The sequence below is a fragment of the Pedobacter insulae genome, assembly GCF_900113525.1.
Lineage (GTDB): Bacteria > Bacteroidota > Bacteroidia > Sphingobacteriales > Sphingobacteriaceae > Pedobacter > Pedobacter insulae.
On sequence record NZ_FOPP01000004.1, the window covers coordinates 449,401 to 474,048 of the forward strand.

Genomic DNA, 24,648 nt, shown 5'->3' on the forward strand with positions numbered 1-24,648 from the left:
TCTTGTTTTTTTGCTATAACATTTTATTTATACAGTTCATTTTCAATACATATACACATAAATATTACTGTTTTTCTAAGCTGTGTAAATATGTATTTACAGTGTTGGTCACTTCTTGCCTTTTACTTTCTGAATCTGTAAAAATATTTAAATGCAAATACGATTCATACTTTTCAAATTTTACAGTTATAGTACCTGATTTGCCTTCTAATATCCAGTGTTCTTCATTTTTTTCTCCAATTTCATAAAAAAGCTCGTAAGCTTTCTTAAAATCATCAGATAAATCCGATGCTTCTATAATGATAGATATTGGCGGGATGAGTGCACTGATACGATACTCGAGAAAGCAGAAATACAGCGAAAAAAATGATCTATGCATTGATTTGTTCTTTATCAATAACAGATGTTTATTAAAAAATACGATAAAGATTAAAAAAAGACATGTTAGTTTAATGCTAATTGTTCGCTACTCTTATTAATATTGTTTTGTTTCTACAGGGGTGCCGTCTGGGTGCGTGTATTTCCATAGCCCTGTTCTTTTTCCGTTATTATATACTCCTGTTTCAATAGCCCACTTCCCTAATTGGTATGCTGCGTAGTTAAATTCTTTCCACTGCCCATTTTTTAATCCATTCATATAGTTACCTTCCGAAACCTTCAATTTTTCTTTTTCATCTCTTCGTTGTGCATATTTTTTCCAAAAGCCAGTTTTCTTTCCCATTTGGTAATTTCCTACTCCATATTCTTCCAACCAATAACCATCTTTATCTCCATTTATATATTTTCCCTTATCGCTTATTTCTCCGTAAGGAAAGTAAGCGATAAAATCTCCCTGTGGTTTTCCATTTTGGTAGTACATTTTACTTTTCAGCTTTCCATCAATGTGATAGCTAGTTGTTGCTATACGATATCCATTATTATCGTATTTACATACTTCATATACTTCTCCTGTTTCATAAAAAGACTTGCTTTCACCGCTTATCTTTCCGTCACTAAAATTAACGGTATATTTTAATTGTCCATTTTGATTAAATTCTTCATATTTACCTTGTTTCTTTTGTGTATTTTCAATATCCGGGGTTCTTAATGCCTTTATAATGTCTGTGTTTATGTTTGTGGGTGAGAAGTTTCCTCTTATCCATATTTTTCCGTTCGCATGATATTTTTTAAAACTAGTAATCTTAGCCATTGCAACATCTAGTTCTATAAATTTTGTGCCTTTTGGGTATCCAACAATGGAGCCGTAACTTGTCCACTTCCCATTTTCTGTACCAACACTATAATTTCCAGTCAAAATTATGCCTCCTAATGCATCATACTGCTTCATTTCCCCATTTAATTTTCCGTTTACATAATATGCTTCGACTGATATGCCCCCTTGTTTGTTGAAAGATTTAAATTTTCCTGAGGGCTTACCATTATTGTCTACAAAAGCGTCTACTTTTAAAATACCGTTGGGGTAATGCTCTTTATATTCCTTTTGTTGGGCTAATACAGAACTTACTGTTATTCCTGTAAAAATGCCAAGAAGTATTAATTTTTTCATTTGTCTTTCATTTTTAATTCAACATTTCTTTAAAAAACGCCAGAAAATTAACGTGTAAACTTGCTATATCGCTATACTGGTCTTCTTTATAAGTAAACATAAGCTCTCTGCCTGAATGTGTTTTTATGGTTACTTCTTTCTTGTTTCTATCCACTATCATATTATCTACATCAACCCACGATAGTGATTTGTATCTGTCTGACAGTATTTGGTCATAAGCAAAACGAATAGGCGGTCTTTCTCTGTAAGCATTTTTCATATAGCCATTTATCTTGTCCAAAAATTCTTTGCGGTTCCAGTCTTTTTCTACAATCACAATCCTGTAAAAACCATGCGTGCCAATTTCAAAGAAACTTATGGGTACATCCCACGATTTTGACAAATAGCCACAATATTCTTCTAATGCTGCTGAGCTTAAATTATTCATAGTAAAACTCAGTTCAGCCACTTTAGGGAAATAAGGCAGTAATTTGTCATTTACTTCACAAAAATCTTTATAATCTTCAATACTGATCGGTCTTATAGAGTAATAGCTGGCTACTGCAAGATAAACGGTGTCGCTTTTCCCCAATGTAAAATAAAAATTATCTTTTCGGAATTCTGCTAATGGTTTAAAGCTGTATTTTTGAAGTCTTTCGACTAATTGTTTTGCTGGCTTTAATCTTTTTTTAGCAAAAGGAATATGGATTTCTTTGTTCCACCCTTCGAGTTGGATTACCTGCTTATCAATAGTGATAAAAGGTCTTTTAAATTCGTACCAAGGCAATAGTACATTTTTGCTTTCAATGCCATGTTCTGTACAACGAATTGAATCTATTGTATTGATTTGCCCTAATAGTCGATTGATTTCACCTAAGAATGTTTTTTCGTAAACTTCTTGTGCGTATAGCAGATTGCCACCCAAAACAGTATTAGCTTTCCCAAAAAACAACAGCAAAACACAGGCAATACTTTTCCCCATAAAAGGTAGTTGGTTTTTCTTCACATATCTTGAAATGGTAGTGAAAATCGGTAATTTAAATGCTCTTTTTCTTGGTTGCTTATTCATATTTAATTGATCAAAAGCGGGATGGGATAAAATTAAATTGCCCCTTTTACTTCCACAATACCAAGTACTTTGTATTTTATATTTTGATAAAATACCTTTAATTTGTAAAATAAACGTCGGTATGTTTGTTCGGATAGGGTTATGTATCACTATGCATTTTATGGGAATGTTTTTTGGCTTCGCCCAAAGTAAAACCTATGAACTAAAGGGAGAGAATGATGATGACCTCTATCCTTACATGCGCTATTGGAAAGAAGTTTCAGTAAGTAAAAAAAGCTTAAATGAAGCAGTTTATCAGCTAGAACAGGGGAGCTTTAAAACTTTTGATCCAAAAATAGGAAGAAATCTGGGGCTTTTTCCTGAACCTATTTGGTTTAATATCAGTGTAAAGAATATTTCGGATAATCATCACTTTTATTGGTGGACTTTTTACTCTCATGCTGATTCGATAATTGTCTATGAACAACAACGATCTAAGTGGAGAGCAATCGATACCTTGCTGCGTAATAAGGTGCTAAAGGAACGTAAGGCAAAACACAGGGCATTGACACATCCACTTTCCTTAGGGACGGGCGAGGAACGAAATTATCTGATAAAGATAATCAACTCACGCCACACCCAGAATTCATTCATTAGTCTTACCACACCCACATACCATCTGTTATGGGAGAATGGATTTTATTGGACTATCGGGAGTTTTATCGGTATATTTCTATTAACCGGGGCAGTAAGCCTCATTATGGGTTTGGTAACAAGGGAACGAACATTTATGCTGTTTTTTGTTTATATGCTCACGGTTTCGGCACTTACACTTTATAATGAACTGATGATCCCCATCATAAAGAATAAATCTCTTTTCTCCCTACTTAATCACACACACCCTTTACCACTTTCTTTAATTGCTACGTGCCTCAATTTTTATATGGTAGATTTTATCTTTGGAAAAGTGAAAAATACTAAACCACTTCATACTTTAAACATACTCAATACAACGTGCCTAGCTCTAGGAAGTATAGCCCTTGTAGGATATATGCTTTTCACCAATAGTCTGCATTCGGGTCAGACCTTATTCCTTTTTGGATGGTATGGCATATTGGCATGTATTTTTATCAGTATCGTTGTAACGGCATTAAAAATAATCATTCTTTCAATTGAGTATAAGAAACTTTATTTTGGTATCCCTTTTTTACTGCTCATCATCATTGTTAATCCTGCGACATACAACCTGAACTATTCGGGAATTTTTTCCTTCTATGAAATTACATACCCTAATTACTTCTTCTGGTTTGTAAGTGGCGAATTTATATTTATAGTGTTTTTAATTGGTTGGAGATATAAAAAAGACCTTGAGTACAGGCATAAACTCGAAATTAAATTTAATCAGATGGAACTCTCTATTCTGAGTGATGAAAGAAAACAGATAGCAAGGGATTTGCACGATGACCTCGGAGCTACCATCAATACCATAAAATTATTGGCTACCAATTCCTACCCTGAAGATAAGCGGCTAATTGAAACCGTAACCATTGCCAGCAATGATATTCGGGTTTTTTACAACAAGCTTTCCCATAAAACTACCGATGCTTCGCTTAGGGCAAGTATTGAAAAACTCGTAATGCTTCACAACAGTTATAAAAGAGTGAAATTTAGTTGTATTTTCTCAGGAGACGAAGCCTTATTGTCAGATATTCACAAGGAGAATATTTACAAAATAGTAAGTGAAATTTGTAACAATACCCTCAAACATGCTCAGGCAACAGATGCGACCATACAATTTTTGATAGACCCTACTACTGCCCAATTGATTGCAGAAGACAACGGAACTGGTTTTTCTGCTGAAAAAGTGCAAGATGTAAAAGGAATGGGGATAAAGAACGTCAAAGAAAGAGTGGCCCTAATGAAGGGAAAACTGCACATTTCATCAAACAAGGGTAACACAACTTATATTATTGATATTCCATTAAAAAAATGAATAATGCCGTTATAAATACCATTATAGTCGACGACCATTTGCTTTTTGCAGAAGGACTTAGCCTTATACTGCATGACATCCCACATCTGCACTTGCTGAAGATCGTTAATTCCTATAACGGTGTTGCCGGGATGTTTTCACAATATCACATCGATTTGATCCTATTGGACATAAAATTAAGAGACGAAAATGGGATTGATATTTGCTTTCTTGTAAAAGAACTTTATCCTGACGTTAAGATTATTCTGATTTCCATGTTCGACCCTGATAGCCTTGCTGTTGAAATTAAAAAATGTAATGCTAATGGTTATATCCCTAAAAGTACCAATGCTCAGGTAGTAAAGGCTACAATTTGTAAGATACTGGCCGGAGAAAATGTTTTTTTGGATCTAGGTAGCAAAAATGTAAAGGAAACTCCCCTTGAAAAACTGATAACCCCTCGGGAAAGAGAAATTATAGCCTTAATAAAACAAGGTAAAAGTGCCAAAGAGATTTCCTGCCTTTTGAATATAAGTGTATTTACGGTTGACACACACAGAAAAAACATATTGAAAAAACTAGAGCTAAACTCTATTAAGGATCTGATTGCATTTTCAGTTAGTAATAATCTATAGCTGCTATTTTGGCTAAACCTCATACAGTTGTTGGGTTAGCCATTACTTGTTTAGTGTGTATACTTTTTTTAATTGTGCAATTCATTTTGTCTTTTGAGCCAATTAAAATATAATTTGTTCCTGCTTAAATAAACAGATCTTAAGGCGCTAGATCGGCACCTTAAGATTTGATCTGTTCTTTTTAAAGATCATCGGGTTTATATCCTATTCGTTTTCTTGGAGGATTGGGACGTTCTTGTTTTTCCAGTAGTTCGTCAAGATACTTAAATACAATCTCCATGTTCTTATTCTGATTATCGCTCTTTTTCTTTATCTTTTCAATCTCTAGACGGATTTCAGTATGGTCTGTAAGCATCATTCTTAATTTGGTAAAGATGCGTATGATCTGATTGTTCACATGAATAGCTCTTTCGCTATTTAATACACTCGATAACATTGCTACACCCTGCTCCGTAAATGCAAATGGGGTTGCTGGGCTATATTCGGCTGTTTGTTGGGGTTATCACAGATTGTGATAACCTCCTGTCATTCCTGTTTGGTTAACAGATACTTCACTTTCTTTGTAACGAGCAGATTATTACTTTTTCGTCTGTTAACTCATGTGACACATTCATGGTTTGGACTTTATAACTTTAAAAGCGATTTGATAATGGTTGCCTGTAGCAAATTATACTAAAAAATCTGCTTCATAGGAGGGAAGCTGATTTTTAATTTAATAAGTTTCTTAAGAATAGCTATCTATCCCTTCCAGTTTAAAGGAGACATTTCAAATTTAACTTCTTTACCATGTGTTCCAACTTCAGTCCAACCAGTTTTTCTGTAAAACTCTTCTGCTCTTGTTCCTGGGGCAGTACCCAACCAAACGGTTTGATTGGTCTGTTCAAAATACCAGTTCAACATTACATCATGCAACTGTCGTCCTATACCTCGTTTGTCATAGTTTGGGTCTACAAAAAGAGCCCAGATGTTGTTTTCTTTTAGATCAACTATCGAAAAACCGACAATCTTATTATCTATTTCATAAACCCATCCTTTACCACGCTGATTAATAAACTCTTCACAATCGGCATCTGTAACCAAGTTTGGATCAGATAGCATATTTTCTCTCACCGCATTTCTTACTACCTGTATCTGTGGTATATCGCTGCTTTTAGCTTCTCGTATATTCATATAAGTTATAATGTTACTATTTTTCGGCAGTTGTAAGCTTTGCCGTGATTTCTCCCTTTTCATTTTTAAGCGAGAGTGTATTACTTTCTGTGGTAAAACTTTTTGCGTTGTTCATCACATCAAGAAAACCTTGTTCCACCTTCAGGTTAGGGCAAGCCATCTGCGTAGCTGTAATATGCGAAAACGTTATGCCATCGGTACCCTTTAGCTCCACATTGCCACCAAAACTGTTACATCCCATATTTCCGGAAACACGGTTTTCCTTGTCAAAAATAAGGAGTGGTTTTTTGGAAAAAGTGCTGTCCAGTACTACTGGTTTTCCGTTGAGTTCGATCAATTTCCACTCTTTTCCGTAAAGATCTGCTACTTCCGGTGTAGTCTCTGTTTTTTGTTCAACCGTATCTGTTGCCGATGCGTCAGAAGAAGTTTTGCTTTTGTTGGTATTACAAGCTGCTGTAAATACAGCCAACGTAACGATAAAAAGGATTTTTCTCATTTGGTATCTATTTAAAAGTTATTTTTAGAACATTGATATTTGAAAACCTTATGCCTTTTTGGTTGCTCTTTATTTTTTTACCTTTTTTAAAGCGTCAAGATACTTTTTCTTCACGCCGTTATCCTCTTCCTTTTCGCAAAGGCTTTCTATTTTAGGTAGCAATTTTTCATTGCTATCGGTCTTTAGTTTTAGTATTTCTGCCAATGCGTAAGCTGTTGCCCAGCGAACAACCGTCCCTGTATTTTCTGCGTTCGGCAAAAGATTATCAATAGCCTTTTCTAATTGTGTGGGAAAAAGTTTGGCAACATTTCCTATTACTTTAGCACTTTCCCATTTCACTCTTGGCTCTTCATCTTTTAGTGCTTTCGTTACATAGTTAAGCAAATTGTCATCCGCAAGTGTTGGATTTTTTTTGGTTGCATATTCTACGGCTTCTATGCAGGTAGCTTTGTCAGTTGCTTTTTGTTTTTCGGTATAAGCCAGTAACTCGTCGACAGGGAGTTCGCTATTTAATAGGCATTCTCCAATAGCAGCAACTTTGCCTTTTGCTTTTATTGTTTTATCCTGAAATATTGCGTCTAATGTCATACTACAAATTATTATGGATAAAATTACAAAAAGATTTTAAGCACCCTAATATGGATTTTAAAAACTGCTATAGTCCCCATTTTGCATTAGCCCCAATCAGTAAAATGTTTCAGTATTACCGTTAAATGTTTCGGGAGTTAAATCAGGTATATTCTAATTTTGTATCTTGTAAAAGATAGATAGCATTTATTAAATGAGTAAAATATACAACATACCGTCTCTTCTGAAATATATCAACGTAAAGGGCAATAACAGTGATATGATACAGGTTGTTTATTACGATGAACATCCTGATATTTTATTGAAGTCACTCCCTATAGAAATTGACTTTTATTTATTGGCACTAAAAGATAAAATTGAAGTACAGTCACCCATTGATAGTATGTCGGACAGTTACCTATACCTTGATAAACCGGGAAACGTAATCGAGTGGGATTTGAAAAATCCTTTTTCCGGTTATGCGATATTTATCAATAAAAAGTTATTGGACAAAGCGGTCAAAGATATTTCCTTTGCCAATTATGATCGACACGAAGCTTTATTTTTAACACCGGAAGAAAAAGATACCCTATATGATCTTTTTTCAAAATCCTACAAGGAGTATCAGAAAGAAAACTTTTCAAAAGAAGTGCTACTTTCCTATGCTTCGCTTATTCTTTCTTATACACAGATCTACTACGAACGCCAATTTGAAGCCCGCAGTAAGGTTTACAATAAAGTCGTTGCCAAATTTTATCAACAGTTGGACACCTATCTCAATAATCCGGAAGGATTGTCAGAGCTTCCGTCGGTAACCTTTTTTGCTGAAAAGGCAAACCTCTCTACCAATTATTTCGGTGATCTGATCAAACATTTTACAGGTACTCCTCCCATAGACCATATACATCTGGGAATTATACAGCTGGCAAAAAATAAGCTGCGACAAACCTCGCTATCCGTAAGTGAGATTGGCTACAGTCTGGGTTTTGGTTATCCTACCTATTTTGCAAGGTTTTTCCGTCAGCAAACAGGAATATCGCCCAAAGACTTCAGGAACCAATGATGAAGTCCCTTAGTTTAGTTTGCCTTTTTATATTTCAACTATTCAGTACCAACGCCCAGACCATGAACAACAATAAAACGCTTATCATTTACTTTTCCCATTCTGGCAATACCAAACAGATAGCGGAGTGGGTACAGGGGAAAATCAATACAGGTATCGTCCTTATCGAACCGGAAATACCTTATCCATCAGGTTATCAGCAAACCATTGACGAAATGTCAAGACAGAACAAAGGGAAAATATTACCATCATTTAAAAAAGTAGATGTGAACATTCAGGATTACGATACGATATTCTTTGGTTATCCTGTTTGGGACATGCGGCTTCCGCCAGTGGTAAGGACATTCTTACGGGACAATGATTTCAGTGGAAAGACGATACTGCCGTTCAATAGCCACGCAGGTTACGGTACAGGGAAAAGTGTTAGCGAAATTAAGGAGTTCGCTCCCAAAGCAAAGGTAGCAGATGCTTTTTCGATCAAGGACAGCAATGTCAAAGATGCGAAGAAAGAAGTGGAGAGATGGATAAATCAAATGTTTGAATAATTTTGTCTATCACGAGATCTATAAATCGATGAACCTTCCAATAAAATAAATGAGCCTTTCAGCAAAGTGAAACAGGCGCAAATTTTCTAAATTTGTACGTTAATATACCATCAGATTATGAATGTACAGGAAGCAGACAATTTCGAAACGTTAAGCTATTCAGATATATTCCTTTCGTGTTTTTCCGAAAGTGGTACGCATTGTGTCCACTCAAAACCAGAACACGTTTTGTTATATCTGTATTCGGGCGAACAGGTAATCGAGGACAGAAATAAACGGATAACCATAAAAGCAGGCGAATGTGCCTTTATCAGACGTGACCACAGATTGACAATGTACAAGAACAGCAAGGGCAAGGAACTGTACAAAGGTATTTCATTGGTGTTTCAGCGTAATGTGCTTCGTGATTTTTACAGTAAAATGAACAAATCGGAAATTCCGAAAGACATAAAAATTTCCGACAAAAGCGTTTTCAGACTCAACAAAACACCTGATATAGAAAGTTTGTTTCAGTCGCTCACTCCGTATTTTGACAGCAACTTAAAACCAACAGAGGGCGTTATTCATCTGAAATTATTAGAGGGGATTTATGCCTTGCTGAACAATAACGAAATGCTTTACCCGATACTGTTCGACTTTGCCGAACCGTGGAAAATCGACCTTTTGGATTTCCTTAATGATAATTATATGGACGACCTTTCAATGGAGCAAATCGCATCATTTACAGGACGGAGTTTGGCAACATTCAAAAGGGATTTTAAAAAGATAAGCAGCCTTACGCCGCAAAAGTGGTTAATCAATAAGCGTTTGGAAATGGCTTACATAAAATTAAAAGAGGAAAACAAAAAAGTTCAGGATGTTTGTACGGAAGTTGGATTTAAAAACCTTTCTCACTTTTCTACTGCATTTAAAAAGCAATACGGTATACCACCGACGGAAGTATTTTAAAATGGATATTATGAACATCAGAAAAGTAACATTAAATGACATTTTACAACTGCAACAAATAGGCAGGCAGTCATTCTCAGAAACATTTTCTTCGAGCAATACCGAAGAGAATATGAGGACATATTTAGAAGAGGGATTTTCTACTGAAAAATTATCTGGTGAACTAAATAATGAAGATTCAGCGTTTTATTTTGCCTTATCGGAAAACGATACGGTTGGTTATCTGAAAGTCAATTTCGGAAAATCGCAAACAGAACTGCAAGACGACAGAGCACTTGAAATTGAACGAATTTATGTTTTAAAAGAATTTCACGGCAAAAAAGTCGGACAAATACTTTATGAAAAAGCTATAGAAATAGCCAAACAGAAAAGCTGCAACTATGTTTGGTTAGGCGTTTGGGAAGAAAATCTAAGGGCAATCAGCTTTTACAAAAAAAATGGGTTTGTTGAATTTGATAAGCATATTTTCAAATTAGGCGATGATGAACAAACGGATATAATGATGAAATTAAAATTGAAATAAAAGATATAGTAATTTAAAATTGAGCTTTTCAGAAAAGTAAATTGAGCCTTACAACAAAACTATTGTAAGGCTTTGTCTTTAACTTTGTATTGTAAAAAGTAGTATAATGCAAACAATAGATATTTTTGAACGGTTGAGAAGAGGCGAAACCATTTTACCAACCGACCCCGAAGCCTATAAAATGCGCGAGGCGTCTTATAAGACGAAAGAATTATTGGTACAGATGAACAACGCAACAGACCCTGCCGATATAAGGAAATTATTGAGCCAAATCACAGGTGCAGAAATAGACGAAAGCCTTGCTATTTTCACGCCTTTGTACATCAACTACGGAAAGCATACTAAAATCGGTAAAAACGTATTTATCAATTTCGATTGCACTTTCTTAGATTTGGGAGGAATTACTATAGAAGATGGTGTGCTTATAGCACCAAAAGTTAGCTTGTTATCAGAGGGACACCCTTTAGATCCCGAAAACAGGCAAGCCTTAATGGTCGGTCACATCCACATTAAAAAGAACGCTTGGATTGGAGCTAATGCAACCATTCTTCCAGGAGTAACTATAGGCGAAAATGCCATAGTCGCGGCAGGTGCGGTCGTTTCAAAAGACATTCCCGATAACACGATTGTAGGCGGTATTCCTGCAAAAATCATTAAGTCAATTTAAAATAGAGAGATATGAAAATATTATCAGTTTTAGCAGTATTAAGCCTGCTATTTTTAGGACAATCCTGCACGCAAAACACAAACAATAAAAATTCAGAGAAAATGAGCGATACAGCAAAAATAGAACACTATACATTTGAGTTGAGCGATAAAGTAACCCGCAAAAAAGTGACCTTTAAAAATCGCTATGCCGTTCACGTTGATTTGTATGACAAAATTGATGTTATTCCTTTCAATAAGTTGGCAACATTCTTTAAAGACAATTTAAAGTAAAATGGCAGTTATGAAACATTCCTTTTTAATGGTTGTGGCTTTTATGATAATGATTGTTTGCAGTGCTTCGTCCTGCGATAAGAATGATGATGATAGTAGCATAAATAATACTCCTGAAAATACTATCCCTATGACTAACGGTAAAATCAAGATAAAAGTGGGTTCACAGACCTTTACAGCTACACTTTTGGATAATAACTCGTCAAAGACATTTAAGGAAATGTTGCCTATGAAAATTGATATGACAGAACTGAACGGCAACGAAAAATATTATGATTTACCGAACAGCCTTCCGACCAATTCGTCCAATCCCGGAACAATAAAAAACGGAGATTTAATGTTGTATGGTTCAAAAACATTGGTGCTCTTCTACAAAACCTTTTCTACTTCTTATAGCTATACAAAATTAGGTTCGATTGACGATGTAACGGGATTGGCATCGGCATTAGGTACGGGGAATGTAACTGTTGCTTTTGAAAAAATAAGTGACAGGATTTAAAATATTAGTAAATCACTTGTGTTATATACATCAGCAACCTATAAGGTTGCTTTTTTTGTAAAAAGCAAAAATCAGTAAAATGTTTCAGTCTTTGAGTGATATGTTTTCGTTTGTCGCCTGCTGATCATACTAATTTTGTGTTATCAAAAATGAGTAATAACATAAAAAGCAAATATTATGTCACAGCAAAAAATCAGTTTCAAAAACAGCAACAACGGAAACATCACAATGTCAGCCGTTATCAATTTTCCTGAAGGATTTAATGAAGACCAGAAATACCCAACAGTAGTTGTATCACATCCTGGTGGTGGTGTTAAAGAGCAGGCATCAGGATTGTACGCTAAGAAGCTGGCAAAGCAAGGTTTTGTAGCCATTGCCTATGATGCTTCGTACCAAGGCGAAAGTACCGGGGAACCACGTCAGTTGGAAAACCCGTACATCCGTACAGAAGATGTGAGTGCAATAATCGATTACCTAACAACATTACCTTATGTTGATCAGGAAAATATTGGTGCTATGGGAATTTGTGCAGGTGCAGGTTATACTGCGAATGCAGCCATTAATGATCATAGAATTAAAGCCGTAGGAACGGTAAGTGCGGTAAACATCGGTCAGATGTTCCGTAACGGTTGGGAAAACACCGTTAAAGATGCAGATGCTATGCCTTACTTGTTGGCAGGTGCTAATGCAAGAACAGCAGAAGCAAAAGGCGAAAGCCAAACAATGCCGCTTGCTCCTATGAAAGAGGAAGATGCCCCGAACGAAGAATTGAGAGAGGCGTGGGAATACTACCACACCAACCGTTGCCAATATCCAACAGCTCCGGGATGGACAACTTTGAGAAGCCTTACGCAGATCATCACTTACGATGCGTACAATAAAGCAGAAGCTTTCTTCACACAGCCTTTATTAACAGTAGTTGGCAGCAACGCTGGTAGTGCCTGGATGAGTGAAGATTTGATCAGCCGTGCAGCTTCGACTGACAAAACAAAATATGTAGTAGAGGGCGCTAATCACATGGTTTTGTATGATGGTGAAAAAGAAGTGAATGAAGCCATTGGACAATTGGCTCCCTTCTTCAGGAAAAACCTGGCCTAATTAAACACAATTTTTTCAAAAAAGCCGGGAGAGGTTGGAAAACACCCTCGGCTTTTTTAATCTTAAAAAAATAGAACAATGAGTACACAAGCAATAAAATTTAAAAATGTAGCCTGGGATAATGCAGGAATTTTGCACTTTCCAGCCAATTTTAATGAAAGCAAAAAATATGCAACTGTTGTAACCATGCACCCCATCGGAAGCTGTAAAGAACAGACAGCAGGTAATGTTTATGGTAAGGCATTGGCAGAAGCAGGCTTTGTGGTATTGGCTTTTGATGCTTCTTTCCAGGGAGAAAGTGGTGGAACGCCGAGATACATTGAAAACCCATATCAACGAACAGATGATGTGCGTTATGCCATTGACTATCTCGAAACACTTCCTTATGTAGATGCCGATAAAATCGGTATTCTGGGTGTATGTGGCGGTGGTGCTTATTCACTGAACATTGCCATGACCGAACGCCGTATCAAAGCGGTTGTATCTATTACAGGGGTTAACTTCGGTCGTTTGCTTCGTGATGGTTTTGCAGGTGGCAGCCCGATGGAAGTATTGAACAATGTAGCAGCCCAACGTTCTGCGGAAGCAAAAGGCGGAGATGTATTGACCATCAATATGTTGCCTGAAAGCGTAGAAGCAGGAAAAGCCGCTGGTATCGAAGATATAGATGTACTGGAAGCCACTGATTATTACAAAACTTCTCGTGGTCAGACCAAAGGTGGAGCGACCAGTGCCGTATATTCCCGTATGGCTGTTGGAATGGGCTGGGATGCGTTCTACCTGTCTGAAACGTTACTGACACAGCCTATCCTTGTGGTAATAGGAGACAAACCTGGAGGTTTCGGGGCATTCAGGGATGGATATGAAATTGTTCGTCGTGCTGCTTCCGCTAAAAAAGAGCTTTTGGTGGTGAAAGGTTTCTCTCATTATGAACTGTATGACCAGCCAGAGCCTGTGAAACAGGCATTGGAAAAAGCTATTCCTTTCTTTAAAGAGAACCTTTAATCATATAAAATCTACACTGTCTATTGTCATATAATATGTCAATGGACGGTGTATGCTATTTCAAAAGATGTACAGCAAAGAAGAAATACTGAAGATGGGGTACTGTGATGCACGAAGAGACCTCTTCACAGGCAAGGCGTGGTTAAAAACCTATGTAAATCCCGATGAAAAGACGAATGCCTACGTCGGCGAAGTCATTTTTGAAGCCGGAACACGCAACAATTGGCATACCCACGGTAGCAATCAGATCCTATTAATAAGAGAAGGTGTTTGCTACTACCAGGAAGAAGGAAAACCTATACAGAAAATACCGGCTGGAGGCTTTATCAATGTTAAGTCCGGTGTAAAGCACTGGCATGGAGCATCACCTGATGGGGCCATGATACATACTGCCATAGGTATCAACGCCGAAAAAGGATTGGTAAACTGGATGGAGCCAGATACAGAAGAAGAATATAACAGAGGTTAATAAAATAAAAATGAAAACAACAAAAGTATTGGTATTGGGTGCAAATGGTGCAATTGCGCAGCACGTTATAGCATTTCTCAAAACGGAAGAAAATATTGAATTAACGCTCTTCGCAAGAGATATTAATCACATAAAACAGTTTAAATCATCCGCAAAAATCATTGAAGGAGATGTGCTAAACGCAGGCGATTTGAACGAAGCCGTAAAAGGTCAGGATATTGTTTATGCCAACCTTTCGGGTGCAATAGATAAAATGGCAAAAGAAATTGTAGCTGTAATGCAGGCTAATCATGTCAAGCGTTTGATTTTCGTAACCTCTTTGGGCATTTATAAAGAAGTAGCAGGCAAGTTTGGCGAATGGAACGAAATGATGATCGGTTCTGATTTAATTCCTTACCGTAAAGCGGCAGATGCAATTGAAAAATCAGATCTGGACTATACAGTTGTTCGTCCATCTTGGCTATCAAACAATGATGAAACGGATTATGAAACTACACAAAAAGGAGAACCGTTTAAAGGAACAGAAGTGGCAAGAAAAGCGGTAGCGGCATACATAGCCGACCTTATCGAAAATCCGCACAAAGATGTAAAAGCAAGCGTAGGGGTCAATAAACCGGGTGTTTATGGTGATAAACCAGCGTTCTATTAAAGACAAATAAATGAAAGTAACACTGATTGCCAATGTATCGGCAAATGGAAAGGTACTGTTGACCGATAACCCCAACTATCACGAACCCCGTGAAGCATTGTTTTTCTTTATTCAATACGCCAATCGGATAGGGAATATCATTATCGGCAGGAAAACGTATGACGTTCTGGAAAGAATACCGGGCAACACAAAAAGAGTGTTTCCACAGGCCGAGGTAATAGTGGTTTCGCAGTCGGGAGCTGCTATTAAAGATTTTAAAGTGGTAAGTGCAGCAGAAGAAGCCATCAACCATTTGGAAAGTAAAGGTTTTAAGGAAATTCTTGTCGGCGGCGGCACAGCCGTTTACAACCTCTTTTTAGAACAGGAATTGGTAACGGATCTATTCCTTAACTACATCCCGATAATCATTGGCGATGGTGGTGTATTGGGACATTCTGAAAATTTAAGTACTCATTTTATCCTGAAAGAGCAAACAATGCTGACAGCAGAAGTATTGCAGGTTCATTATGTAAGAGGATAATAACAGGTAATGGTAAAACGTAAAATAAATAAAAAAAAGATGCTTTGGATTGTACTGGGATTATGTATAGTAACAATAGCCGGTTTTGCCATTACTATTGTCAGTATTGATAGTTACCAATATCGGCGTAACCAAAAGGTAATGAAGGGCTTGCTTACAGATAATGTTTCGAGCAGGACCTTGGTTGTCTTTTTTTCAAGGTCGGGCAATACGGAACTGATGGCAAGAAAGATAACCGCACTCAAACAGGCACACCTCATTCCGATCCAGTCCAAAAGAAACAACATTGGTGTTAAGGGTTGGATAGAAGCCCTGATGGATGCAAGAAAGGCCGAGGCCGAAATCAGTCCGGCAAAAATTGACCTGTCAGAATACGACACCATTTACATCGGTTCACCGATATGGTTGTACAGCCCTGCTCCGCAGGTTTTTGAGTTTGCAAGGCGTAACGATTTTATGGGCAAAAAGGTGGTGTTGTTCAATTCAATGAACAGCAAATTTGAGCAAAAATATATTGATGATTTCAAATCAATTATAGAACAAAATGGAGGGACTTTTGAAAAACACATTTACATCGTTCGTGGCAGAATGACACAGCAGATGGATGTAGATAGTTTCCTGAAAGAAACAGAAAAGTTATTAACCAATTAAAAATATAAACAGTATGCCTTTACAAATTATTAAATCAAAAATCGGGAATGCAGAAGTATTTCAGATCGTGGAATGTGAAATTGGTTTTACATTACCGTCTTTATTGCCTGATGCTACGCAAGAGAAAATAAAAGAGATTGAATGGTTGAAAGCACCGCACATCAACGAAGATTATTCGATGAATGCAGTTTCGCAATCTTTCATTGTCAAATTAAATAATCGGTTGTTGGTATTGGATACCTGTATCGGCAATGACAAGATTGTTGAAGGAGCAGAAGACTTTACCAATATGAAGCTGGAATATCTGGAAGCATTGGAAACCGCAGGAATAGATAGAACACAGGTTACGGACGTTTTCTGTTCGCACCTGCATTTTGACCACGTTGGATGGAACACCTACAAACAGGGTGGGAAATGGTTACCTACTTTCCCCAATGCCAAATATCATTTTGCGAAAGGCGAATACGATTATTGGAAAAACGAAAGCGACAATGATCCGATGAAGCCTATTGAAGATACATCATTCAAAGAAAGTGTTGACCCTATCGTAGAAGCAGGTCTTGTAAACTTTATAGATGTAAATACAGATCTAGGAGATGGCTTTCAGGTCATTTCTACACCGGGACATACCAAGTCACATGTTAGCTTATTGGTTGATGCGGGTAAGGAAAAGTTTATCCTGGGTGGAGATATGTCACACCATCAATGCCAGTTAGCTAATCCCGATTGGGCACAAACAATGGACTACGACCAAAAACAATCTTCTGAAACCAGAAGAAAAGTATTGACAGAGCTAAATGGCACATCGACCCTTTTTACCTGTACGCATTACACATCGCCTTCTTTTGGAAAAATAACCAAAGATGCAAACGGCAAATTTGTTTTCAATGTAGTAAGTAAGGAAATTAAATGATAAAACAGCTTGGGAACACCCTTCTGTTATGGGCGTGTATTTTGATCGGCATATCTAAATCCAATGCGCAGGATGTAGATGGCAAGACTTCGTTCATACTCACCGGAGTAAGTACGGACATTCCAAAAAACCACAAACTGGCTTTGTATGGTGCTTACAGTCCTACGGACAATACCACGGCATTTGTGGTATGGCCAACATTAAAGGTTAATAAATACCTGTCCTTTACACCTGGATATACTTTTTTGGACACCAAAACTGACAATGGAAGCCACCTGATCGAAAATCAAATTCTGGCATCGGGAACCGTTACCATTCCTTTATGGGATAAATGGGCAATTACAGACAGGAATATGTATTTCCACAGGTTCAGAAAGGATGCTGGTGATCTTTCTTTTTACCGAAACCGATTGGGAGTAACACATCGGTTTCAAGTTGCCAAAAAACAGGCATCCGCATCACTCTATAATGAGTTCTTTTTAAATCTTGATAATGGAAGTCTGAGCCGAAACCGAATTATAGTGAGTGGAGATATAAAGCTAACTAAATGGCTCACAACGCAGGTAATGTATATGTACCAAACCGATAAGGTTTTGGGAAACCGTCAGCTGGCATTTTTAATTATTACGGTTCCTTTGGAGAACTATGGCTTATTTAACAAAAAGAATAAATGAAGAAACTAAAAGTAATTATAACCGGAGCAACCGGAATGGTAGGCGAAGGTGTTTTACAGGAATGTATTGCCAATCCAATGGTAGAAAAAATCCTATTGATTAACCGTAGGGTGAGCGGATATACAAATCCTAAAATCGAAGAAATATTGCATAGCAATTTCAATGATATTACGCTGATAGCTGAAATAATAAGCGGCTATGATGCCTGCTATTTTTGTGCCGGAGTTTCTTCCGTTGGGATGGATGAAGATACATACCGTAATCTTACCTATCTGACCACAATGGATTTTGCATCCGTATTATCTGAAATATCACCTCAAATGGTATTTTGTTATGTATCCGGTGCCGGAACAGACAGTACCGAAAACGGAAAACAGATGTGGGCACGTATTAAAGGTATGACCGAAAACCATTTGATGACACTTCCCTTCAAGGCTGTGTATAATTTTCGCCCTGCTTTTATGAAACCCACAAAAGGGGCTAAGAATGTCAAAGGATTTTACAGGGTCATCAATGTGATGTTTCCCATTTTTAGATTGTTCAACAAAACCTATTTCCTTACATTAGAAGAAGTGGGCAAAGCGATGATTAATGTTACCGTGAATGGTTATGAAAAGAATATTATAGAGGTGAAAGATATTGCAGATTTATCAAAATGACAATCTGAACGAGATACGGGCAGATTTAATTTAAGGCACTAATGTCAACATTAAAATTATGATTGAATATTTTACTTTTTTTCTTGTACTGATTGTCCTGATCGTGCTGCTCATTATGTTGGCAGACAGGATAAAAGTTGCTTACCCAGTGCTGTTGGTCATTGCCGGACTGCTGATAAGCCTGATACCGGGGATGCCGACGGTACACATCGAGCCTGAACTTATCTTCATCATTTTCCTACCGCCGCTTTTATATGAAGCGGCATTTGTTATATCGTGGAAAGAGCTCTGGCGGTGGAGACGGATTGTTGGCAGTTTTGCCTTTGTGGTGGTTTTTCTTACCGCCATGTCGGTCGCGTTTGTCACCAACTCTATTATTCCTGGATTTTCACTGGCTTTAGGTTTTTTGCTAGGCGGTATTGTGTCTCCACCTGATGCGGTAAGTGCAAATGCCATTCTGAAATTTGTGAAGCTTCCAAAGCGGATGTCATCCGTTCTGGAGGGTGAAAGCTTGCTGAATGACGCTTCCTCGCTTATCATATTCCGTTTTGCGATGATTGCCGTTGGCACAGGGCAGTTTGTTTGGCAGCAAGCCACATTAAGTTTCAGTTGGATGATCATTGGTGGTGTCGCTATCGGTCTGTTGGTTGGATGGCTGATGATGAAAGCCCACAAGATATTGCCTACCGATGCCAACATTGATATCGTGCTTACGCTTGTGGCTCCCTATGTGATGTATATAGCCGCTGAAGAGGTACATAGTTCGGGCGTGCTGGCGGTAGTAAGTGGCGGTTTGTTGATGTCCGCAAAAAGAAATGATTTTCTAAGCAGTACCTCGCGTTTGCAAGGATACAACGTTTGGAAAAGCCTTATTTTTCTGTTGAACGGACTGGTATTTTTATTGATTGGCCTGGATTTGCCCGAAATCAGTGAAGGACTGGAACAGGAAGGCATTGGATTTTCTGTAGCTGTAGGCTATGGCCTGATGGTAACTGCTGTATTGATACTCGGTAGGTTTTTAGCTTCGTTCGGTGCAGTAATCGTTACAAAAATAGTCGGCAATTTTATTCCTGTAGCAGATAAAAACCCGGGATTAAAAGCTCCGCTAATTTTAGGATGGTCGGGTATGCGGGGCGTGGTTTCACTTGCTGCCGCCTTATCAATACCCATTGAAATGAGCAATGGCGCTCCTTTTCCGTTTAGGAACCTTATTCTCTTTATCACGTTCGTAGTGATATTGACCACATTGGTTTTACAGGGTTTGACCCTTCCGTGGCTGATCAAAAAGGTAAATATTCCCGATTTTGGCGACCACTACAAAGAAGAAGAAGCGGAAGAGCTACTTAAAATGGGATTGGCTGAACATACATTGCAATATTTCCAAACTAATTACAGCCAACAGCTTGACAGCAACAAACACTTACAACCAATAGCCACTCTTTTGGAACACCGGAACAACAGGCAGCAGGAAACAGAAATGTCTGCTGAAGCTAAAAAGGTATATCTTAAAATTTTAGAAGAGCAAAGGGTCTGGCTAATGAATGAAAACAGAACAGATGAAAAACTGGATGAAGAAATTGTCAGAAAGCATCTATACGCAATAGATCTGGAAGAAGAAAAACTGAAATACACTTAACAAATTAATTTAGAATATGCACACAGGAAAAAGATACACCCCTTGGGAATTTGCCAAATGGACATTCAGGGATACGATTTGGTTATTGCTCATAGCTGCCGTGCCAACCATTCTTTATGCAATGGGTTGGCATTTCCTTTCCCTTCCCTGGCAACCGGTAGCAGTATTGGGTACGGCTTTGGCCTTTATTGTCGGGTTTAAGAACAATGCCAGTTATGGCAGATTGTGGGAAGCAAGGCAGATCTATGGTGCTGTAATCAATGACAGTCGAAGTTTTGCATTTACGCTGCGGGATGCTTTGGGCGGTAAGGATAACAAAACGGTTCAGGAAATGTTCTATAGGCATTTTGCCTGGCTCACTGCTTTACGTTTTCAATTGCGGGAACCTCGTTCTTGGGAAAACACCAACAGAAGAGAAAATCAGGATTTCTTGCAAGGCACATACAATATTCCCGAATGGGGAACAAAACTGGACGAGGAACTCAAAAAATATTTATCTGAAGATGAATTTGCCTATATCCTTTCCAAAAAGAACAGAGCGACCCAGCTTATCGCATTACAGTCCGAAAGCCTTGCGAGGTTGAAGAAAGATGGGGTAATCAATGACATTCAATGGATGGAATTACAGAATGGTATCACACGTCTGATAGACGACCAGGGCAAAGCAGAACGGATAAAGAACTTTCCTTATCCCCGCAATTTTGCTTCGGTAACCACTTACTTGCTGTTCGTGTTCATTTTTCTGCTGCCTTTCGGTCTGCTAAAAGAATACAGCGCATTGGGCAATGGAACTTTTCTGGAAGGATATACCATTTGGTTCAATATCCCTTTATCAGCAATGGTGGCTTGGGCATTCCATATCCTGGATACAATTGGTGAAAGCTCTGTAAATCCATTTGAAGGTAGTGCCAACGATATTCCTGTTACCCAGATAAGCCGCATGCTCGAAATAGATATGCGGGATATGCTGGATGAAAAAGAACTGCCTGAGCCGATTGTGGCGAAGAACAATATTTTGATGTAATGGAATAGCTATCCAATAATCGGTGGTACCGAATACCTGGATATATAACTGATCATCTTATGAATGAACCATATTTATAAAGAATTAAAAACAGATGGACGCTAAAAATCTAAATGAGCAGAATGAGAAAATGGATTACTTTGTGGATGTTATCCATCATCTTAAAACCCCCTTTAATCATATTAAAGGCTTGGCTACTCTTTTAGAAAAAAGTAGGACCCTAACGCCTGAGCAGGTTACATACATAGAGCTGATCAAAGCTTCAGCGCAATCGGGACTTGAAATGACAACCAATCTGCTCGATTTAAATTCCCATGAAATTAATTCATCGATCAAAACCGAATTAGTAGAACTGGATAATTTTGTTGGAGATAGGATATTGCAATTTAACCCAATAGCTCTAGTTAAAAATATAGGATTTACCATTAATATCGAAGCAAAAAGTATATGCACAGATAAAGGATATCTTGCTACGATTTTTGATAATCTAACCTGTAATGCCATTAAGTTCTCACCAGCAGATTCAACAATCGGAATACAGGTAATCCAATCAATTGAAGGGATTAAAATTTCGATTAAGGATCAGGGGCCGGGATTTACGGAGCATGACAAAACATATTTATATCACAGATTTAAAAAGCTGAGTGCAAATCCAACTGGAGGCGAAACTTCAAACGGACTTGGTCTGGCCATTGTAAAACAATTAGTGGATAAATTAGATGGTAATATTGAACTGAATTCGATTGCTGGCCAAGGCAGCGAATTTATCGTAACCATCCCTTCGCACAGCATCCGATAACTGGTATTTGGGAAATTGGATTTATTCTCCCTTGATGAGCGAAGCATTTTACAAGAAGAAAAAGGATCTGTAACGAACATTTTGGAAATAATTTTATAGCTATGGATATTAAATCGGAACACTTATATGCCCTTTTACAATCAATTGAAGGGGTAGTATGGGAAGCTGACATTGATATGCAGCGATTTTCCTTCATTAGTGATCATGTGGAACAGATTACGGGCTTTTCAAAAACAGAATGGCTTAATCAACCCGGATTCTGGGAAACGCGTATACATCCAGAAGACTTTGAAGTGGTAACTAAATATTATGATTTAAGAAACCGGAAAATTAAAGGCTGCACTTTTGAATACCGTATGATCCGGGCTGATGGCGAGATAATTTGGGTTAAGGATAATGTTTCATCACTCCGGCTAGATAATGGTGATCATATTTTTAGGGGTATCATAATTGATAATACTACCACAGAAAGATTAAGAGCACTGGAACGATTGGAATATAACATACTAAGATTAAGTTCTGATTTTCGTTTACCTCTGGAGGATGTATTGCTCAATTACCTAAAAGGATTGGAAGCTTTGTTCCCTCAAATGCAATGCTCCAACCATCAGATCAAAAATGGTCGGGTGGCCAGTGGCTTGTCCCCATCTTTACCGGCAGCTTATATTTCAAAAGTTATAGGCTTACAGATCGGAGAAAATGAAGGGTCTTGTGGAACTGCTGCAGCAACCGGACAACAGGTTATTGTAAGCGATATTGCTACTGATAAAAGGTGGTTTAAATACAGGTCTTTAGCTTTGGATTATCAACTTGGTGCCTGTTGGTCAAATCCTATTATCAATACTGAAGGCGAAGTAATCGCTACACTGGCAATGTATTACCAAAATCCGCGGATACCTTCCGAAAATGAACTGCAGGTTATGCAAAAGGCAACTGCACTTTTACGGATCATTATAGAAAACCGTCAAAAGACTGAGGTGATAAATGAAGCCAACTTACTTATGTCACAAAGCCAGGAATTGGCCCACTTTGGAAATTGGCGCTGGGATATAAAACAAGATATTGTTAATTGGTCACCCGCAATGTATCTTATCTATGGTCTGGATAAAAAGGAGTTTAAGGTGAGTTCTACTGGATATCTTACAATGCTCCATCCCGATGATCTGGTTCGCGTGAAGAAGGTTATGGAACGGGTTTTATTGAATCAGGAAGAAATTGAATTTGAAGAAAGGATTGTTCGTCCAAATGGAGAACTGCGCTATCTACGGTCTTGGGCTAAACTAAAAATGGATGCCCAAGGCGCACCGCTTGAAATGATTGGTGCTTGTTTGGATATTACTGAAAAAGTTATTCAAATGCAGGCAATTGAACAACAAAATAGGCAATTATTTGAGATTGCCTGGATGCAATCACATGCAATCCGTTCTCCACTCACTAAAATTATGGCTTTGGTAGACCTGCTTAAGCTTATTCCAGAAAGCAATCCTGAAAAAATAGAATTACTCAAATACTTGGCTGCTGCTGCATCTGAATTGGATGAACAGATAAAAAGTATTAATGAGAAAGCAAAACAGGCAACTTGATTGGATTAAACTAACCAATTGTAATACTCGATAATTTTAACAAATTATAAGTAAATATAAAATATGGGTTTGTATGGTTTAAGATGGATTGAAATGACCTATTATTTTTTCAGAATTGCGGTTTAAAATATATTTTAAACAGAAAAGGCGCAATTTCTTGCGCCTTTGGTGATCCCGCTGGGATTCGAACCTAGTCGAATTTCCTGCGTTTATTCATTATCTGGGAGGTTTTGGATTTAGAACTCACCGAATCACTCACCTTTTTTATATACGTTTTAGCTGCAAATGCTATAGTTTAAAGATAAGAAAATAAACCAACATCATTTCTTTAAAAGTAAAATAATTTTAGAAGCAAAATTTAAGGTTTCCCGTATTGATAATGTGATAATACTGTCTATCTTAGTAAGAACTAAATAAGCCCCATACGCTCTAATTTCAATTAATATATTCTTAAGAATTTACTATGCATATCCTTTTAACTGGATAATATAGCTCTTTAAGTTATAATAGCTTGGACTTTAATGTGGATTTTGAAGTTAATCAAAAAATAAAGTATTAGAACATTACGTGTGTATTTCGGTAAAAGTGGCCACCATATTCCGTTCCAAACTGGCCACCCCAAAAGAAACCATAGCTTTTTGAATACCCTTTGAGCAGTTGCGTTAGATGCATCCAGATTGATGCTCACATACCAAAAAATCTTCCATAGATTTCCAAAACATATACCACATCCAATACTCTCGCTATGCTTTTGCTTCGCAAAAGGGCATAAGATCACCTCCAAGGTTGCAGAACCTAAGTCCCAGATTCAACACATCCAAGAAGAATAAAGCTTGCCCAATTAAGTCAATTTAACGCACTTGATTTCAACTTTAGACCTCAACTCGATACATGGAGTTCAAAACACTCTTTATAACGCTTAAAACCCCTTAAAATAAGCCAAGTGGTCACTTTTGACCGAAATGAGATGACCACTTTGGAGCGTAATATGTGGCCACTTTGGATAAAAAGAGGTGGCCACTTTTAGGATAACCCCCA

The 24,648-nt window shown here is 37.6% G+C and carries 29 protein-coding genes; 22 read left to right on the plus strand and 7 right to left on the minus strand.

The genetic code is table 11. The features are described 5' to 3' along the window. Window positions 1–64 precede the first annotated feature (64 nt). The 3 genes from BM207_RS09310 to BM207_RS09320 form a co-directional block, all read right to left on the minus strand. The gene (locus tag BM207_RS09310; RefSeq protein WP_090993290.1) at window positions 65–379 is read right to left on the minus strand and encodes a hypothetical protein; all 315 of its coding nucleotides are present in this window, start codon (window positions 377–379) and stop codon (window positions 65–67) included. 96 nt (window positions 380–475) lie between these two features. Further along, window positions 476–1,546 (minus strand): toxin-antitoxin system YwqK family antitoxin, encoded by a 1,071-nt coding sequence (locus BM207_RS09315; protein ID WP_090993291.1) that lies wholly within the window; start codon window positions 1,544–1,546, stop codon window positions 476–478. 13 nt (window positions 1,547–1,559) lie between these two features. Then, window positions 1,560–2,531 carry a hypothetical protein gene (locus BM207_RS09320; RefSeq protein ID WP_143095941.1) on the minus strand — a complete coding sequence of 324 codons (972 nt, stop codon included), beginning with the start codon at window positions 2,529–2,531 and terminating at the stop codon, window positions 1,560–1,562. Window positions 2,532–2,715: 184 nt separating this feature from the next. Here BM207_RS09320 and BM207_RS09325 point away from each other — a divergent pair, with 184 nt between their 5' ends. After that, on the plus strand, window positions 2,716–4,566 hold the full coding sequence (locus tag BM207_RS09325) for an ATP-binding protein (RefSeq protein WP_090993293.1): 1,851 nt from the start codon (window positions 2,716–2,718) through the stop codon (window positions 4,564–4,566). Then, window positions 4,563–5,180: a response regulator gene (locus tag BM207_RS09330; RefSeq protein ID WP_090993294.1), complete on the plus strand. Its 618-nt coding sequence runs from the start codon at window positions 4,563–4,565 to the stop codon at window positions 5,178–5,180. The genes BM207_RS09325 and BM207_RS09330 overlap by 4 nt, the downstream gene beginning before the upstream one ends. 181 nt (window positions 5,181–5,361) lie before the next feature. On the opposite strand, the gene BM207_RS19105 is transcribed toward BM207_RS09330, so the two are convergent. The 4 genes from BM207_RS19105 to BM207_RS09350 all read right to left on the minus strand — a co-directional run bounded on the left by BM207_RS19105 (window position 5,362) and on the right by BM207_RS09350 (window position 7,434). Then, window positions 5,362–5,538 carry a hypothetical protein gene (locus BM207_RS19105; RefSeq protein ID WP_177217090.1) on the minus strand — a complete coding sequence of 59 codons (177 nt, stop codon included), beginning with the start codon at window positions 5,536–5,538 and terminating at the stop codon, window positions 5,362–5,364. 380 nt (window positions 5,539–5,918) lie between these two features. Next, on the minus strand, window positions 5,919–6,350 hold the full coding sequence (locus BM207_RS09340) for a GNAT family N-acetyltransferase (protein ID WP_090993295.1): 432 nt from the start codon (window positions 6,348–6,350) through the stop codon (window positions 5,919–5,921). Between the two features lie 16 nt (window positions 6,351–6,366). Continuing rightward, window positions 6,367–6,846 (minus strand): META domain-containing protein, encoded by a 480-nt coding sequence (locus tag BM207_RS09345; RefSeq protein WP_090993296.1) that lies wholly within the window; start codon window positions 6,844–6,846, stop codon window positions 6,367–6,369. A 69-nt stretch (window positions 6,847–6,915) separates the two neighbouring features. Beyond that, on the minus strand, window positions 6,916–7,434 hold the full coding sequence (locus BM207_RS09350) for a HEAT repeat domain-containing protein (protein ID WP_090993297.1): 519 nt from the start codon (window positions 7,432–7,434) through the stop codon (window positions 6,916–6,918). 193 nt (window positions 7,435–7,627) lie between these two features. Between BM207_RS09350 and BM207_RS09355 the strand changes: the two genes are divergently transcribed. The 20 genes from BM207_RS09355 (at window position 7,628) to BM207_RS09450 (ending at window position 23,610) form a co-directional block, all read left to right on the plus strand. After that, on the plus strand, window positions 7,628–8,476 hold the full coding sequence (locus tag BM207_RS09355) for an AraC family transcriptional regulator (protein WP_090993298.1): 849 nt from the start codon (window positions 7,628–7,630) through the stop codon (window positions 8,474–8,476). Between the two features lie 62 nt (window positions 8,477–8,538). After that, window positions 8,539–9,021, plus strand: coding sequence for a flavodoxin (locus tag BM207_RS09360; protein ID WP_177217091.1), 483 nt, complete (start codon window positions 8,539–8,541; stop codon window positions 9,019–9,021). 117 nt (window positions 9,022–9,138) lie between these two features. After that, window positions 9,139–9,969 carry a helix-turn-helix domain-containing protein gene (locus tag BM207_RS09365; protein WP_090993300.1) on the plus strand — a complete coding sequence of 277 codons (831 nt, stop codon included), beginning with the start codon at window positions 9,139–9,141 and terminating at the stop codon, window positions 9,967–9,969. Window positions 9,970–9,979: 10 nt separating this feature from the next. Further along, window positions 9,980–10,492: a GNAT family N-acetyltransferase gene (locus tag BM207_RS09370; protein ID WP_245768067.1), complete on the plus strand. Its 513-nt coding sequence runs from the start codon at window positions 9,980–9,982 to the stop codon at window positions 10,490–10,492. 106 nt (window positions 10,493–10,598) lie between these two features. Further along, window positions 10,599–11,159, plus strand: a complete 561-nt coding sequence (locus BM207_RS09375; protein ID WP_090993302.1) for a sugar O-acetyltransferase — start codon at window positions 10,599–10,601, stop codon at window positions 11,157–11,159. An 11-nt stretch (window positions 11,160–11,170) separates the two neighbouring features. Next, window positions 11,171–11,431: a hypothetical protein gene (locus BM207_RS09380; protein WP_143095942.1), complete on the plus strand. Its 261-nt coding sequence runs from the start codon at window positions 11,171–11,173 to the stop codon at window positions 11,429–11,431. A 10-nt stretch (window positions 11,432–11,441) separates the two neighbouring features. After that, on the plus strand, window positions 11,442–11,930 hold the full coding sequence (locus tag BM207_RS09385) for a cyclophilin-like fold protein (RefSeq protein WP_090993353.1): 489 nt from the start codon (window positions 11,442–11,444) through the stop codon (window positions 11,928–11,930). Window positions 11,931–12,107: 177 nt separating this feature from the next. Continuing rightward, complete coding sequence (locus tag BM207_RS09390; protein WP_090993303.1) at window positions 12,108–13,028, plus strand: alpha/beta hydrolase; 921 nt, start codon at window positions 12,108–12,110, stop codon at window positions 13,026–13,028. A gap of 78 nt (window positions 13,029–13,106) precedes the next feature. After that, window positions 13,107–14,033, plus strand: a complete 927-nt coding sequence (locus BM207_RS09395; protein WP_090993304.1) for an alpha/beta hydrolase — start codon at window positions 13,107–13,109, stop codon at window positions 14,031–14,033. 52 nt (window positions 14,034–14,085) lie between these two features. After that, entirely contained in the window at window positions 14,086–14,502 is a 417-nt protein-coding gene (locus BM207_RS09400; protein ID WP_090993305.1) for a cupin domain-containing protein, read from the plus strand. Between the two features lie 10 nt (window positions 14,503–14,512). After that, complete coding sequence (locus BM207_RS09405; protein WP_090993306.1) at window positions 14,513–15,151, plus strand: NAD(P)H-binding protein; 639 nt, start codon at window positions 14,513–14,515, stop codon at window positions 15,149–15,151. Between the two features lie 10 nt (window positions 15,152–15,161). After that, window positions 15,162–15,671 (plus strand): dihydrofolate reductase family protein, encoded by a 510-nt coding sequence (locus tag BM207_RS09410; protein ID WP_090993307.1) that lies wholly within the window; start codon window positions 15,162–15,164, stop codon window positions 15,669–15,671. Between the two features lie 39 nt (window positions 15,672–15,710). Then, window positions 15,711–16,322, plus strand: coding sequence for a flavodoxin family protein (locus tag BM207_RS09415; protein WP_177217093.1), 612 nt, complete (start codon window positions 15,711–15,713; stop codon window positions 16,320–16,322). A 13-nt stretch (window positions 16,323–16,335) separates the two neighbouring features. Continuing rightward, the gene (locus BM207_RS09420; protein WP_090993309.1) at window positions 16,336–17,235 is read left to right on the plus strand and encodes an MBL fold metallo-hydrolase; all 900 of its coding nucleotides are present in this window, start codon (window positions 16,336–16,338) and stop codon (window positions 17,233–17,235) included. After that, window positions 17,232–17,909, plus strand: a complete 678-nt coding sequence (locus BM207_RS09425) for a DUF2490 domain-containing protein (protein ID WP_090993310.1) — start codon at window positions 17,232–17,234, stop codon at window positions 17,907–17,909. Before BM207_RS09420 ends, BM207_RS09425 begins: the two co-directional genes overlap by 4 nt. After that, a complete protein-coding gene (locus BM207_RS09430; RefSeq protein ID WP_090993311.1) occupies window positions 17,906–18,568 on the plus strand; it encodes an NAD-dependent epimerase/dehydratase family protein in 663 nt (220 codons plus the stop codon). Before BM207_RS09425 ends, BM207_RS09430 begins: the two co-directional genes overlap by 4 nt. Window positions 18,569–18,626: 58 nt before the next feature. Continuing rightward, window positions 18,627–20,204: a Na+/H+ antiporter gene (locus tag BM207_RS09435; RefSeq protein ID WP_090993312.1), complete on the plus strand. Its 1,578-nt coding sequence runs from the start codon at window positions 18,627–18,629 to the stop codon at window positions 20,202–20,204. A 16-nt stretch (window positions 20,205–20,220) separates the two neighbouring features. After that, the gene (locus BM207_RS09440) at window positions 20,221–21,228 is read left to right on the plus strand and encodes a bestrophin family protein (RefSeq protein WP_090993313.1); all 1,008 of its coding nucleotides are present in this window, start codon (window positions 20,221–20,223) and stop codon (window positions 21,226–21,228) included. 94 nt (window positions 21,229–21,322) lie between these two features. Then, the gene (locus BM207_RS09445; RefSeq protein WP_090993314.1) at window positions 21,323–22,027 is read left to right on the plus strand and encodes a sensor histidine kinase; all 705 of its coding nucleotides are present in this window, start codon (window positions 21,323–21,325) and stop codon (window positions 22,025–22,027) included. A 101-nt stretch (window positions 22,028–22,128) separates the two neighbouring features. Then, complete coding sequence (locus BM207_RS09450; RefSeq protein ID WP_090993315.1) at window positions 22,129–23,610, plus strand: PAS domain-containing protein; 1,482 nt, start codon at window positions 22,129–22,131, stop codon at window positions 23,608–23,610. The last annotated feature ends 1,038 nt before the right edge of the window (window positions 23,611–24,648 follow it).

What these genes read in the sequence shown, in the direction of transcription:
- BM207_RS09380 (WP_143095942.1), top strand. Translation starts at nt 11,171, where the DNA reads ATGAAAATATTATCAGTTTTAGCAGTATTAAGCCTGCTATTTTTAGGA.
- BM207_RS09440 (WP_090993313.1), top strand. Translation starts at nt 20,221, where the DNA reads ATGCACACAGGAAAAAGATACACCCCTTGGGAATTTGCCAAATGGACA.
- BM207_RS09410 (WP_090993307.1), top strand. Translation starts at nt 15,162, where the DNA reads ATGAAAGTAACACTGATTGCCAATGTATCGGCAAATGGAAAGGTACTG.
- BM207_RS09430 (WP_090993311.1), top strand. Translation starts at nt 17,906, where the DNA reads ATGAAGAAACTAAAAGTAATTATAACCGGAGCAACCGGAATGGTAGGC.
- BM207_RS09415 (WP_177217093.1), top strand. Translation starts at nt 15,711, where the DNA reads ATGCTTTGGATTGTACTGGGATTATGTATAGTAACAATAGCCGGTTTT.
- BM207_RS09355 (WP_090993298.1), top strand. Translation starts at nt 7,628, where the DNA reads ATGAGTAAAATATACAACATACCGTCTCTTCTGAAATATATCAACGTA.
- BM207_RS09350 (WP_090993297.1), bottom strand. Translation starts at nt 7,434, where the DNA reads ATGACATTAGACGCAATATTTCAGGATAAAACAATAAAAGCAAAAGGC.
- BM207_RS09390 (WP_090993303.1), top strand. Translation starts at nt 12,108, where the DNA reads ATGTCACAGCAAAAAATCAGTTTCAAAAACAGCAACAACGGAAACATC.
- BM207_RS19105 (WP_177217090.1), bottom strand. Translation starts at nt 5,538, where the DNA reads ATGATGCTTACAGACCATACTGAAATCCGTCTAGAGATTGAAAAGATA.
- BM207_RS09435 (WP_090993312.1), top strand. Translation starts at nt 18,627, where the DNA reads ATGATTGAATATTTTACTTTTTTTCTTGTACTGATTGTCCTGATCGTG.
- BM207_RS09420 (WP_090993309.1), top strand. Translation starts at nt 16,336, where the DNA reads ATGCCTTTACAAATTATTAAATCAAAAATCGGGAATGCAGAAGTATTT.
- BM207_RS09385 (WP_090993353.1), top strand. Translation starts at nt 11,442, where the DNA reads ATGAAACATTCCTTTTTAATGGTTGTGGCTTTTATGATAATGATTGTT.
- BM207_RS09365 (WP_090993300.1), top strand. Translation starts at nt 9,139, where the DNA reads ATGAATGTACAGGAAGCAGACAATTTCGAAACGTTAAGCTATTCAGAT.
- BM207_RS09395 (WP_090993304.1), top strand. Translation starts at nt 13,107, where the DNA reads ATGAGTACACAAGCAATAAAATTTAAAAATGTAGCCTGGGATAATGCA.
- BM207_RS09310 (WP_090993290.1), bottom strand. Translation starts at nt 379, where the DNA reads ATGCATAGATCATTTTTTTCGCTGTATTTCTGCTTTCTCGAGTATCGT.
- BM207_RS09345 (WP_090993296.1), bottom strand. Translation starts at nt 6,846, where the DNA reads ATGAGAAAAATCCTTTTTATCGTTACGTTGGCTGTATTTACAGCAGCT.
- BM207_RS09340 (WP_090993295.1), bottom strand. Translation starts at nt 6,350, where the DNA reads ATGAATATACGAGAAGCTAAAAGCAGCGATATACCACAGATACAGGTA.
- BM207_RS09370 (WP_245768067.1), top strand. Translation starts at nt 9,980, where the DNA reads ATGAACATCAGAAAAGTAACATTAAATGACATTTTACAACTGCAACAA.
- BM207_RS09360 (WP_177217091.1), top strand. Translation starts at nt 8,539, where the DNA reads ATGAACAACAATAAAACGCTTATCATTTACTTTTCCCATTCTGGCAAT.
- BM207_RS09450 (WP_090993315.1), top strand. Translation starts at nt 22,129, where the DNA reads ATGGATATTAAATCGGAACACTTATATGCCCTTTTACAATCAATTGAA.
- BM207_RS09445 (WP_090993314.1), top strand. Translation starts at nt 21,323, where the DNA reads ATGGACGCTAAAAATCTAAATGAGCAGAATGAGAAAATGGATTACTTT.
- BM207_RS09315 (WP_090993291.1), bottom strand. Translation starts at nt 1,546, where the DNA reads ATGAAAAAATTAATACTTCTTGGCATTTTTACAGGAATAACAGTAAGT.
- BM207_RS09375 (WP_090993302.1), top strand. Translation starts at nt 10,599, where the DNA reads ATGCAAACAATAGATATTTTTGAACGGTTGAGAAGAGGCGAAACCATT.
- BM207_RS09400 (WP_090993305.1), top strand. Translation starts at nt 14,086, where the DNA reads ATGCTATTTCAAAAGATGTACAGCAAAGAAGAAATACTGAAGATGGGG.
- BM207_RS09325 (WP_090993293.1), top strand. Translation starts at nt 2,716, where the DNA reads ATGTTTGTTCGGATAGGGTTATGTATCACTATGCATTTTATGGGAATG.
- BM207_RS09425 (WP_090993310.1), top strand. Translation starts at nt 17,232, where the DNA reads ATGATAAAACAGCTTGGGAACACCCTTCTGTTATGGGCGTGTATTTTG.
- BM207_RS09405 (WP_090993306.1), top strand. Translation starts at nt 14,513, where the DNA reads ATGAAAACAACAAAAGTATTGGTATTGGGTGCAAATGGTGCAATTGCG.
- BM207_RS09330 (WP_090993294.1), top strand. Translation starts at nt 4,563, where the DNA reads ATGAATAATGCCGTTATAAATACCATTATAGTCGACGACCATTTGCTT.